Consider the following 13,042-nt stretch of genomic DNA (forward strand, 5'->3'; position numbering starts at 1 on the left):
ATCAGTATCAATCGCAAGAATTACTTCTTACGCTTAACCGCTTTCGGGTTTGGAAGGTCAGTGATAGAACCTTCAAAGACTTCAGCAGCCAGACCGACAGATTCGTGTAGCGTTGGGTGCGCGTGGATTGTTAGCGCGATGTCTTCTGCATCACAACCCATCTCGATCGCCAGACCGATTTCACCCAGAAGCTCACCACCGTTGGTACCAACGATAGCACCACCGATCACACGGTGCGTGTCTTTGTCGAAGATCATCTTCGTCATACCGTCTGCACAGTCAGAAGCGATTGCACGGCCAGAAGCCGCCCAAGGGAACGTAGCAACTTCGTAGTTGATACCTTCGGCTTTTGCTTCTTTCTCTGTCTTACCAACCCATGCCACTTCTGGCTCAGTGTAGGCAATAGAAGGAATCACTTTAGGGTCGAAGTAGTGCTTCTTGCCAGAGATAACTTCAGCGGCAACGTGGCCTTCATGCACACCTTTGTGCGCTAGCATTGGCTGGCCAACGATGTCACCGATAGCATGGATGTGCGGTACGTTGGTACGCATCTGCTTGTCAACGTTGATAAAGCCGCGCTCGTCAACCTCGATACCCGCTTTCTCTGCATCAATCAGCTTACCGTTTGGTACACGGCCGATTGCCACAAGTACTGCATCATAACGTACAGGCTCAGCTGGTGCTTTCTTGCCTTCCATTGAAACGTAGATACCGTCTTCTTTCGCTTCAACTGCCGTCACCTTGGTTTCCAGCATCAGGTTGAATTTCTTCTTGATGCGCTTGGTGAAGACGCGAACAATATCTTTGTCCGCTGCAGGGATCACTTGATCGAACATTTCAACAACGTCGATCTGAGAACCTAGCGAGTGGTAAACCGTACCCATTTCCAGGCCGATAATACCGCCACCCATGACCAACATCTTCTCAGGTACTTCTTTTAGCTCAAGAGCGTCAGTTGAGTCCCAGATGCGTGGGTCTTCATGCGGAATGAAAGGTAGCTCGATAGGACGAGAACCTGCCGCAACAATCGCGTTGTCGAAGTTAACCGTTGTCTGACCTTCTTCGCCTTCAACTACGATAGTGTTAGGACCGGTGAATTTACCGTAACCGTTAACAACGTTAACTTTACGCATCTTAGCCATACCGCCAAGACCGCCAGTCAGCTGAGTGATTACTTTTTCTTTCCAGACACGGATCTTGTTGATATCTGTCTGCGGCTCACCGAACACAACACCGTGCTCAGCCATCGCCTTCGCTTCCTCAATAACTTTAGCAACGTGAAGAAGGGCTTTTGATGGGATACAACCCACGTTCAGACATACACCACCAAGCGTGCTGTATTTTTCGATTAGAACCGTATCTAGACCTAAGTCCGCGCAACGGAATGCCGCAGAGTAACCAGCAGGGCCTGAACCCAACACCACTACCTGGGCTTTAATTTCTTTACTCATCATGACCTCGTTGTAGTCTTTTATCCCTAACAGGCTATCAGGTAAGTTGTACTTATTTGCTGTTGTACATTCTTCTTTCAGATTGCCAACAAGTTTACAGACCTGTTAACAAAGTGAAAAGTATATTGCCATAGCCTGTGAGCTACACAACAATTCCATGCCTGCTGTTGCAGGCATGGCGTTGCGGATGTGAAACCTTAAAGCACCAAACGGCGGATATCTGATAGACAGCCGTTCAGGTAAGTAATGAAGCGTGCACCTTCGGCACCGTCAATCACACGGTGATCGTATGACAGTGACAATGGAAGCTGTAGGCGTGGTTCGAACTCTTTACCGTTCCACACTGGCTTCATTTCAGACTTAGATACACCCAGGATACCGACTTCTGGCGCATTCACGATAGGTGTGAACGCAGTACCACCAATGCCGCCAAGGCTAGAGATGGTGAAACAGCCACCCTGCATGTCTGCCGCAGTCAGCTTACCAGCACGTGCTTTCTTAGACACCGCCATCAGTTCTTCAGAAAGCTCGTAGATACCTTTCTTGTTTACGTCCTTGAAGACAGGAACAACAAGACCGTTTGGCGTATCTACCGCGATACCCACGTTTACGTACTTCTTCAGGATCAGGCTTTCACCGTCTTCTGATAGAGAAGAGTTGAACGCTGGGAAGGCTTCAAGCGCTTTCGCAACTGCTTTCATGATGAATACTAGCGGAGTGATCTTCATGCCACTGTCTTTCTTCGCTTCAATCGCGTTCTGCTCTTTACGGAAAGCTTCAAGCGCTGTGATGTCTGCGTTGTCCCACTGTGTAACGTGAGGGATCATCACCCAGTTACGGTGCAGGTTAGCACCAGAGATCTTCTTGATGCGAGAAAGCTTCTGAACTTCGGTTTCACCGAACTTGCTGAAGTCAACTTTCGGCCATGGTAGTAGACCCAGTGCAGAGCCGTCACCTTTGCCAGATGCCGCAGCACCCGACTCAAGACGCTTAAGTGCTTCTTTAACGAAGTTCTGTACGTCTTCTTTCAGGATACGGTTCTTACGGCCAGTACCTTTAACCTTAGACAGGTTAACACCGAACTCGCGAGCCAGGCGGCGAACAACTGGAGACGCGTGAGCGTAGTCGTTGTTTTCCTGGAAGTCGCCTGCGGCCGGCGTCCCGGTAGAAGCTGGAGCTGCCGCCGCTGGCGCTGCTGCTGGAGCTGCTGCCGCAGGAGCCGGACGGTTCGACGACTCGACCGCTGCTGGAGCTGCACCCGCAACCGGAGTGCCGGCCACCTCAAATACCATGATTAGCGAGCCAGTCGACACTTTGTCACCTGCTGCAATCTTGATTTCTTTAACCTTACCAGCAAACGGTGCAGGTACTTCCATAGAAGCCTTGTCACCTTCAACAGTGATCAGAGACTGCTCTTCTTCAATCATGTCGCCTACAGCTACCATGATTTCAGTCACTTCTACTTCGTCGCCACCGATGTCCGGTACGTTAACTTCTTTCGCTGCAGATGCTGCAGGAGCCGCCGCTGGCGCTTCTGCGGCTACAGATGCTGCTGGAGCGCCTGAACCTGCTGTTTCGAAGACCATGATAAGTGAGCCAGTCGATACTTTATCGCCTGCTGCTACTTTGATTTCTTTTAGGGTACCGGCAAATGGTGCAGGTACTTCCATTGATGCTTTGTCGCCTTCAACAGTAAGAAGAGACTGCTCTTCTTCGATGCTGTCGCCGACTGCAACCATGATTTCAGTCACTTCTACTTCGTCACCGCCGATGTCCGGTACGTGAACTTCTTTCAGCTCAGCCGCTGCTGCCGGTGCTGGAGCAGCAGGCGCTGCTTCAGCCGCAGGAGCAGGTGCTGCAGCGCCGGCCGCCTCTGCTTCGAAAATCATGATTAGAGAACCGGTAGAAACCTTGTCGCCTTCAGCCACTTTGATTTCTTTAACGATACCCGCCTGAGAAGCTGGTACTTCCATAGAAGCCTTGTCGCCTTCTACAGTGATCAGAGACTGCTCTTCTTCAACCTTGTCGCCAACGCTGACAAGAATCTCAGTGACTTCAACCTCATCCGCACCGATGTCAGGTACATTAATTTCGATTGCCATGTTTAATTTACCTCTTACGCGTATAGCGGGTTGATCTTGTCAGCGTCAATGTCGAACTTCGCAATTGCTTCAGCAACTACAGACTTCTCAACATCACCACGCTTAGCCAGCTCGGTCAGTGCAGCAACTACAACGTAGCCTGCGTTAACTTCGAAGTGACGACGTAGGTTCGCACGGCTGTCAGAGCGGCCGAAACCATCAGTACCAAGTACTTTGAAAGACTCAGAAGGCATGAACGCACGAACTTGCTCGGCGTAGTTCTTCATGTAGTCAGTTGCAGCGATTGCAGGCTCAGTACCCATTACCTGTGCAATGTAAGGTACTTTCTGCTCAGCTTCTGGGTGAAGCATGTTGAAACGCTCAACGTCCTGACCTTCGCGAGTTAGTTCGTTGAAAGACGTCACAGAGTAGATGTCAGAAGCGATACCGTAGTCGTCGCTTAGGATCTGAGCGGCTTTACGAACTTCGTTCATAATCGTACCAGAGCTCATTAGCTGAACTTTAGACTTATCACCGGCGTAAGATTCTAGCTTGTAGATACCCTTACGGATGCCTTCTTCAGCGCCTTCTGGCATTGCTGGCATCGCGTAGTTTTCGTTCATAACCGTTAGGTAGTAGAACACGTTCTCTTGCTCGCCATACATGCGACGGATACCGTCTTGCATGATCACAGCAACCTCGTAAGCGAACGTTGGGTCGTAAGAGATACAGTTAGGAACAGTGTTAGCCATGATGTGGCTGTGACCATCTTCGTGCTGCAGACCTTCGCCGTTCAGGGTAGTACGACCTGCTGTCGCACCCAGTAGGAAACCACGCGCCTGCTGGTCACCTGCCATCCACGCCATGTCGCCCACACGCTGGAAGCCGAACATTGAGTAGTAGATGTAGAACGGGATCATTGGCAGATCGTTGGTGCTGTATGACGTTGCCGCAGCAACCCATGAAGACATAGCACCCAGCTCGTTGATACCTTCCTGTAGTACCTGGCCCGACGTTGCTTCTTTGTAGTAAGAAACGATGTCACGGTCCTGCGGTGTGTACTGCTGGCCGTGCGGGTTGTAGATACCGATTTGACGGAACAGGCCTTCCATACCGAAAGTACGTGCTTCGTCAGCAATGATAGGAACGATGTTCTTACCGATGTTCTTGTTCTTAAGCAGAACGTTTAGCGCACGAACGAATGCCATAGTCGTTGAGATATCACGCTTCTGCTCGTCTAGCAGCGGCTTGAACTCTTCTACTTCTGGGATCACTAGTTCTTCAGTGAAGTTTGGCAGACGCTGTGGCGTGTAGCCGTGAAGTGCGTTACGACGAGCATGCAGGTACTCGTGCTCTTTCGAACCTTCTTCCAGTTTCAGGTAAGGCAGGTTCTTCACGTCTTCGTCAGAAACAAGGTCTTGCAGGCCTAGGCGGTTGCGCAGGTGCATAACAGAAGACATGTCCATCTTCTTAACCTGGTGCGCAATGTTCTTGCCTTCAGCCGCTTCACCCATGCCGTAACCTTTAACAGTCTTAGCAAGGATAACGGTTGGACGGTCTTTGGTTTCTGCCGCGTTCTTGTATGCCGCGTACAGCTTAGATGACTCGTGACCACCACGCTTAAGCGCGAAGATTTGATCGTCAGTCATATCAGCAACCAGTGCTGCTGTTTCTGGGTACTTGCCGAAGAAGTGCTCACGAACGTAAGCGCCGTCTTTCGACTTGAATGTCTGGTAGTCACCGTCGATAGTCTCGTTCATAAGCTGTAGCAGCTTGCCCGAGGTATCTTTCGCCAGTAGAGAATCCCAGTTGTTACCCCAGATAACTTTAACAACGTTCCAGCCAGCACCTTTAAACAGGCCTTCCAGCTCCTGGATGATCTTGCCGTTACCCATTACCGGGCCGTCAAGACGCTGCAGGTTACAGTTGATTAGGAAACATAGGTTGTCCAGCTTCTCACGCGCAGCGAATGAAATCGCACCGCGTGATTCTGGCTCATCCATCTCACCGTCACCCAGGAAGGCATAAACGCGCTGCTCAGAAGTATCTTTCATGCCGCGGCCTGCCAGGTACTTAAGGAAGCGAGCCTGATAGATAGCAGAGATTGGACCCAGCCCCATAGATACAGTCGGGAACTGCCAGAACTCAGGCATCAGTTTAGGATGCGGGTATGAAGGGATACCTTTACCGTCTACTTCTTGACGGAAGTTATCTAGCTGCTCTTCTGTCAGACGACCTTCAACAAACGCACGCGAGTAGATACCCGGGGAAATGTGGCCCTGGTAGTAAACTAGGTCACCACCGTCCTTCTCGTTCGGAGCACGGAAGAAGTGGTTGAAACAAGTCTCATAGAACGCCGCAGCAGACTGGAAAGATGCCATGTGGCCACCCAGCTCAAGATCTTTCTTCGAGCCGCGTAGTACGATCATTGCAGCATTCCAACGGATGATCGCGCGGATACGGCGCTCAAGCGTTGTGTCGCCAGGGTAAGCTGGTTCTTGATCTGATGGGATGGTGTTGATGTAGTTGGTAGTGATACCTGTTGGCATATCTACGCCATCAAGACGTGCTTTATCCAGTACTTGCTCTAGTAGGTACTGTGCGCGCTCTACACCTTCTTCACGAACGACTGATTCAAGGGCTGCTAGCCACTCTTGAGTTTCCAGTGCGTCCACGTCATTTTTCATGACTTCAGACATGCGATCTATCCTTTCGTTGATAATCTACAAAACTTAATACCAATCGTGTGTTTTATATCCGCTGAATGAACAGATAATGATGACGACTGGTATATTGTCGCGACTGTTTACTACCCGGCTCGACGTATAATGAGCGGTACTAATCCAGCCCGTCCTTGCGTTGTTGAATCCGACGAAGAGAGCGTTCACGTCTGCTATCTTCACGCGATAAATCCAACAAGGTTTCCTCGATATAAGCCAAATGTGCATGCGATGCTTCACGGGCCTTTTCCGGCTCGCCAGAAATAATCGCCTGGACAATATTGGCTCGATGCTTTCTCACCTTCCCCACCACATCTTGGCGGCGGTTCAGGAGTTCAAAGTTTTGTAATACGTTTTGCTCCAGCAATGGTGCAAGGCTGCGGATAATGTGCAGGAGTACCACGTTGTGGGCGGATTCGGTCACCGCGATCAGGTACTGCATGACTGCACTGGCTTCGGCCTTCATATCGCCTTGCTGCTGGGCATCTTGTATCCGCTTATGGCAGTCACGGATACGAGTGAAATCTTCTTCGTTGCCTCGCAGGGCTGCATAGTAAGCAGCCAGGCCTTCTAGGGCGTGACGAGACTCAAGTAAATCTAGCTGGGTTTCCGGGTGGGCGCTCAGCAAATCCAGCAGTGGCTCAGAAAAACTCTGCCATAGTTTTTCCGTCACAAAAGTGCCCCCGCCCTGACGGCGAGTCAGGAGGTTTTTGGCTTCAAGACGCTGGATAGCTTCCCGTACTGACGGGCGTGAAACGTCGAATTGCTTGGCTAGCTCGCGCTCAGGCGGCAGCTGCTGCCCCGGAGACAGGGTGCCTTCCAGGATCAGGTGCTCTAGTTCCTGCTCGATGGCATCGGAGAGCTTTGGTTGGCGAATTCGTTTATAAGTCATTTTTTTCGTTATGCTTCTTGTACTTATAGCGTTTCGGGTAACCCGTTAGTGGGTAAATTGGTATTACCAATTAAATTATGGAAGGAAAGTTTACATAAATAATTGAAGATGTCCACCAGCAACTTGATGGAAATCATAGAATGGAGGGGGATTTAACAAAAATTTCAACTTATGAAAACTTGTTAAAACATAGAGAACATCATTCATCAACAGTCATGAAGGGAAATATGGGCGAAAAAATGTTTAATGGTCTGACCAATTTGAATACGGCCGTTTTTCGCCCGACGGTTGCTATTTATCAAGCAACGCTGTTTTAAACGCCCGCCAATCGAACGCAATACCGGGATCCGTTTTACGTCCGGGAGCGATAAACTCGTGTCCGGTGATCCGTGAAGCATTGATGTCAGGGTAATGTCGAATAATAACCCGCGTCAGCTCAGTCAATGTAGTGTACTGGGCCTGGGTATAAGGGAGGGTGTCCGTTCCTTCCAGCTCAATCCCGATAGAGTAATCGTTGCACTTGTCACGGCCTGCAAATTGCGACACGCCAGCATGCCAGGCACGACAATCAAACGGGACGAACTGGATAATATCGCCATTTCTTCTCACTAAACAGTGAGCAGAGACACGAAAGCCTGAAATTAACTCGAAATAGGGATGTTCCTCCGGGTTAAGCTGACCGGTAAAAAGCTGTTCGATATACGGGCCACCAAACTGCCCCGGCGGCAAGCTGATATTGTGGATCACCAGCAGCGAGATATCCTGGCTGTCTTCTCGCTGATCATAGAAGGGGGACGGGACATGCTTAACACCTTCGAGCCAGTGGGTATTGTCGATTGTTAACATTTGATTCAGATCCTAGAGGCGAGGTACTGGGTACTGGGTACTGGGTACTGGGTACTGGGTACTGGGTACTGGGTACTGGGTACTGGGTACTGGGTACTGGGTACAGCATTTGTGAGATGGGTATTTATGTCAAGATCTTGCTTCTGCTTTTCGCTCTTCCCAACACCTAGAACCTGCTTTCCCTCTTTTCCTAGGAACTAGGCACTCGCACCTAGGATCTCCTCGCCCATCGCGGTATGATCAGCGCCAGTAAACCCGGGAGCGGCTCCCGCCCCTATTCAGCAGCTCAACCTTGCTACGGACATGTCATGACTCAGATGGAAAAGAAGCACGACAGCGAATCGCGCTTAAACTACTTAAAGCAGCAACTCCCACAAGAAATTACCCGTGCCGTCGCCGACACCTTACGTGAAGATCTGGGCGGAACGATTGATCCGACGCTCGATATCACCGCCAGCCTGATCCCGGCCGACAGCCAGAGTATCGCCACGATCATCACCCGTGAGCACGGTGTCTTCTGCGGTCAGATGTGGGCCGAGGAAGTCTTCAAGCAGCTGGGCGGTGAAGTTAGCATCGAATGGCATGTCCAGGATGGTGAGGTCGTCGAACCCAACCAGACCCTGTGTACCCTGAGCGGCCCGTCCCGCATCCTGCTGACTGGCGAGCGTAACGCGATGAATTTCATCCAGACCCTGTCAGGCTGTGCGACAACGGTTGCAGAATATGCCCAGCAGCTGGAAGGGACCCAGTGCCGCCTGCTCGATACCCGAAAAACCATTCCGGGCCTGCGCAGCGCACTGAAATACGCCGTTACCTGCGGCGGCGGTTTCAACCACCGTATCGGCGTGTTTGATGCCTACCTCATCAAGGAAAACCACATCATTGCCTGTGGCGGTATTGAACAGGCCATTTCGACAGCCAAGCAACTCAACCCTGGCAAGCCGATAGAAATCGAGACCGAGAGTCTGGATGAACTGCAACAGGCCATTGATGCCGGCGCCGATATCATCATGCTCGATAACTTCACCACCGAGATGATGCGCCAAGCGGTGAAAATCAACGCTGGCCGCGCGGCCCTGGAGAACTCCGGCAACGTCACGCTCGAGACTATCCGGGAATTTGCCCTGACCGGTGTCGACTACATTTCAGTAGGCGCGCTGACCAAGCACCTCAAGGCCATGGACTTGTCAATGCGCTTTAAGTAATACGGTTTAAGTAACGTGCGATCAGTAATACGAACTACTGAGCAAGTTATTATCAAAAAAGCAGCCTAATATCCAGCGGCTGCTTTTTTCTGACATCCAAACGCCTCAATCTATCCCACTAGACTATTACCACCTACTCTCGTATTACTCCTTCCCCAAATAACCTATACATCAACAGCCCCCTAACCTGATAATTTCATTAGTAAAATTTGCGTCGGCAACCACTTATGGATATGCAACCAATGTAAATCAATGAGTTTAAATTAAATGTAGGCCGAGTAATCATCGCCATATTATTCATCACTTTGCCTAAGTGAGTATGCTGGAATGACTTTGAAACAATATTCACAGGCTGAATAAAAAGGATAAATGAATGAAAGGACAAAAAGGTTTTACATTAATTGAATTGATGATTGTGGTGGCGATTATTGGCATCATTTCCGCTTTTGCCATTCCAGCCTACTCTGACTACACACAGCGTACCCGTGTAGCTGGTGCGGTAGCAGGAGTTACTGGTATTAAAACTGCGGTTGCATTATGTGCCCAAGACCTAGGCACACTTGCTGGCTGTGATGCCGGTAGTAACGATATTCCTGCTGCTATTGCTGCAGCGGATGCTGGTGCCACTATTTCTTATGTTGATCAGCTAGCAATAGATGATGGCATAATAACGGTAACATCAACAGCAAACGATGGAGCTGCAACCCCTGCATTATTAATAGTAACTCTCACGCCAACTATTCAAAATGGAGTTTTTGATTGGGATTTAACCGGAACAGGATGCGCCGCTACAACACCGGGTCGTGGCATAGATTGTTCAAGTAACTAATGCAAACCAACCTCGCCTCTATCCTGCACCAGGCTAGCCTGATTGGCCCGGAGCAGGAGCAGCAAGTGGTCGATGTTGTCCGGGCAGAAGGCACCAGTGTGCCTTCTGCCATGGTCGAACTCGGTCTGTTCAGCGGCACGGAACTGGCCCGCCACCTCGAGCACATCTTTGCCATCGCCCTGATTGACGTTCACCAATACGACTACCACGCCTGCTGCAAAGCGCTCAACCAGCGCGAACTGGTGCTCCAGCACCGGGTGCTCCCCTTGCAGGTAAACGACAATACCCTGTTTATCGGCCTCAGCGATCCGACCCGGATCGATGCCCTGGATGAGTTTCGCTTTGCCACAGGCAAAAATATCGAACCTTTACTGCTTGAAGCCAAGCAGCTGGAAAGCGCGATCCGACGGATTTACGGCAGCGAGATCGGCGAAAATCATCATTCGCTCCAGCACCAGCGCAGCGTGACAGATGCCGATCTGGGCGAGCTGGTTGACTTAGGTGACGGCGAGTTGCTTGATGAAGCAACCGATCTTAGCCAGGACAGTGCCCCGGTTACCCGCTATATCAACCAGGTATTGATGGATGCCGTACGCAAGAAAGCTTCGGATATCCACTTCGAGCCCTACGAAGAATCGTACCGGATCCGCTTTCGCTGTGATGGCATCCTCCACCAGCATGCCATGCCACCGGCGCACCTGTCGCGACGACTGTCCACTCGCCTCAAGGTAATGTCGAAACTCAATATTGCCGAGCGCCGCCAGCCACAGGACGGCCGGATCAAACTTAAGCTGACGCCGACGCTGGCGATCGATCTTCGGGTCTCGACCCTGCCGACACTGTGGGGGGAGAAAGTGGTACTGCGGATCCTCGACAGTTCCAGCGCCAATTTGGATATTCACATCCTCGGCTACAACGAACCGCAGAAACAAGCTTATCTGCACGCCCTGAAAAAGCCGCAGGGGATGATTTTAATGACCGGTCCCACCGGGAGCGGCAAAACGGTATCACTCTATACCGGGCTCAAGATCCTCAACACCGATGAGAGGAATATCTCTACCGCCGAGGATCCGGTCGAAATCAACCTGCCGGGGATCAACCAGGTCCAGATCAACAGCCAGATCGGACTAGGCTTTGCCGAGGCACTGAGATCTTTTTTGCGCCAGGATCCCGATGTAGTCATGGTCGGCGAGATACGGGATCTGGAAACCGGATCCATTGCGGTCAAGGCGGCACAAACCGGCCACTTGGTGCTGTCTACCCTGCACACCAATTCAGCGGCCGAAACCATCACCCGTCTGACCAACATGGGGATACAGGACTTCAACCTGGCCTCATCGCTCAGCCTGATCATTGCCCAGCGCCTCGCCCGCCGCCTGTGCAATAGCTGTAAACAACAGCAGCAGCTTGATAGCCTGGTATGTGAACAGCTAAAAATACCGCCGGCAGCCACTGTCTACCAGGCCAACAAACAGGGGTGCGACGACTGTAACCAAGGCTACCTCGGCCGGGTCGGGATCTATGAAGTCATGCCGTTTAGCCGCGAGCTCGCCCAAGCTCTGGTAGCAGGCGCCTCGACCCTCGAGCTGGAAGAGCTTGCCTGCCGCCAGGGAATGCAGACACTGCAACAGTCTGGCATCGACACACTCTGCGCTGGTATCACCAGCCTGGAAGAGCTGCAGCGGGTGCTGCATTTTAGCTAACGTTCATACAAGGAATACCGATGGCACAAGTTAGTAAAATTCGCTATTTCCATTGGCGGGGCGTTAATCAGGCCGGGAAAAAAGTCTCGGGGATTACCTTGGGCTTTCAGGAACGTGACGTTCGCACTATGCTCGGCGAACAGATGATCCAGGTAAAAAAAATAAAACGCCACAAGCCATCGACGCTAAGCAAGCTCAAAAACCAGCTCAAACCAGCCGATGTTACGGCCATCACCCGCCAACTAGCGACAATGATTGCCTCGGGCGTACCGGTTGTCCAGGCGCTAAAAATGATGGCAAACAGCCATAACAAGGCTGAAGGCAGAGCGGTTCTGGCCCAGGTAACCACCCAGATAGAAGCAGGGGCATCGCTGTCACGGGCGCTGAAAACCAGCTCCCCCCTGTTTGATAACTTCTACTGCGATCTGGTGCTCACCGGCGAGCAAACCGGCCACTTGCCTGAGGTGTTCGATCGCATCGCAACCTACCGGGAAAAAAACGAGTCAACACGAAAAAAAGTCATCAAGGCGATGATCTACCCTTCAATGGTTACTCTCACGTCAATCGGTGTCACGATTATGATGCTGGTGTTTGTCATCCCGCAGTTTGCCAGCATCTTCAGCAACTTCGGCGCCGAGTTGCCCTGGTTTACCCAGCAGGTGATCAAAGCCTCTGATTTCATGCTCGGCTACGGCATTTACCTGGCAATTGGCCTGTTAACATTTCTATTTTTATTCATTTTTCGCTATCAGCGCTCTCGCCGATTCAAGCTGGCAATTCACCGCCTCAATTTAAAGCTGCCTATCGTTGGCAATGTTCTGCTCAAGGCGACGGTGGCAAGGTTCTCCCGCACCCTGGCCACTACTTTCAGTGCCGGGATCCCCTTGTTGAGCGGCCTCCAGTCCGCTGGTAAAACGGCCGGCAACAAATACATCGAGCAGGCTATCGAGGAGGCTCACAGCAGCACTGCTGCAGGTATGCCACTCCATATAGCCCTGCGCCAGAGCGATGTCTTTCCTGAATTGATGCTACAGATGACAATGATTGGTGAGGAGTCCGGCTCGTTAGACGATATGCTCAATAAAATGGCCGCTTTGTATGAAGATGATGTCGACAATACGGTCGATAACCTCGGCAAAATCCTCGAGCCGCTGATTATTATTTTCCTCGGCGGCATGATTGGCGGCCTGTTGGTCGCAATGTATATGCCTATCTTTAAGTTAATGAGCGTGATGGGGTAAAAGCCAGCCGTGCTTAACCTAGGATCTGCCGTTGTGATCCCCTACAATACCCTGACATATTTGTATGAGATGTC

The 13,042-nt window shown here is 51.1% G+C and carries 9 protein-coding genes; 4 read left to right on the forward strand and 5 right to left on the reverse strand.

Annotation, left to right across the window (positions count from 1 at the left end; all coding sequences use genetic code 11):
* Positions 1 to 20 precede the first annotated feature (20 nt).
* From lpdA to ampD, 5 genes are all read right to left on the reverse strand, one after another.
* Positions 21 to 1,451, reverse strand: a complete 1,431-nt coding sequence (gene lpdA / locus EIZ48_RS13300) for a dihydrolipoyl dehydrogenase (RefSeq protein ID WP_075762437.1) — start codon at positions 1,449 to 1,451, stop codon at positions 21 to 23.
* 197 nt (positions 1,452 to 1,648) lie between these two features.
* A complete protein-coding gene (gene aceF, locus EIZ48_RS13305; protein ID WP_160652177.1) occupies positions 1,649 to 3,553 on the reverse strand; it encodes a pyruvate dehydrogenase complex dihydrolipoyllysine-residue acetyltransferase in 1,905 nt (634 codons plus the stop codon).
* Between the two features lie 14 nt (positions 3,554 to 3,567).
* Entirely contained in the window at positions 3,568 to 6,231 is a 2,664-nt protein-coding gene (gene aceE, locus EIZ48_RS13310) for a pyruvate dehydrogenase (acetyl-transferring), homodimeric type (RefSeq protein WP_160652180.1), read from the reverse strand.
* Between the two features lie 139 nt (positions 6,232 to 6,370).
* Positions 6,371 to 7,144 carry a pyruvate dehydrogenase complex transcriptional repressor PdhR gene (gene pdhR, locus EIZ48_RS13315; RefSeq protein WP_160652183.1) on the reverse strand — a complete coding sequence of 258 codons (774 nt, stop codon included), beginning with the start codon at positions 7,142 to 7,144 and terminating at the stop codon, positions 6,371 to 6,373.
* A 291-nt stretch (positions 7,145 to 7,435) separates the two neighbouring features.
* Positions 7,436 to 7,990, reverse strand: coding sequence for a 1,6-anhydro-N-acetylmuramyl-L-alanine amidase AmpD (ampD, locus tag EIZ48_RS13320; protein ID WP_160652186.1), 555 nt, complete (start codon positions 7,988 to 7,990; stop codon positions 7,436 to 7,438).
* A 317-nt stretch (positions 7,991 to 8,307) separates the two neighbouring features.
* Between ampD and nadC the strand changes: the two genes are divergently transcribed.
* The 4 genes from nadC to EIZ48_RS13340 all read left to right on the forward strand — a co-directional run bounded on the left by nadC (position 8,308) and on the right by EIZ48_RS13340 (position 12,968).
* On the forward strand, positions 8,308 to 9,195 hold the full coding sequence (gene nadC / locus EIZ48_RS13325) for a carboxylating nicotinate-nucleotide diphosphorylase (protein ID WP_160652379.1): 888 nt from the start codon (positions 8,308 to 8,310) through the stop codon (positions 9,193 to 9,195).
* Positions 9,196 to 9,568: 373 nt separating this feature from the next.
* Positions 9,569 to 10,024: a pilin gene (locus EIZ48_RS29740; RefSeq protein ID WP_160652188.1), complete on the forward strand. Its 456-nt coding sequence runs from the start codon at positions 9,569 to 9,571 to the stop codon at positions 10,022 to 10,024.
* Positions 10,024 to 11,727 (forward strand): type IV-A pilus assembly ATPase PilB, encoded by a 1,704-nt coding sequence (pilB, locus tag EIZ48_RS13335; protein ID WP_160652189.1) that lies wholly within the window; start codon positions 10,024 to 10,026, stop codon positions 11,725 to 11,727. The genes EIZ48_RS29740 and pilB overlap by 1 nt, the downstream gene beginning before the upstream one ends.
* A gap of 14 nt (positions 11,728 to 11,741) precedes the next feature.
* Positions 11,742 to 12,968, forward strand: a complete 1,227-nt coding sequence (locus EIZ48_RS13340) for a type II secretion system F family protein (protein ID WP_428454176.1) — start codon at positions 11,742 to 11,744, stop codon at positions 12,966 to 12,968.
* The last annotated feature ends 74 nt before the right edge of the window (positions 12,969 to 13,042 follow it).

Origin of the sequence: Photobacterium alginatilyticum, from assembly GCF_009910675.1 — a bacterium.
GTDB lineage: Bacteria > Pseudomonadota > Gammaproteobacteria > Enterobacterales > Vibrionaceae > Photobacterium > Photobacterium alginatilyticum.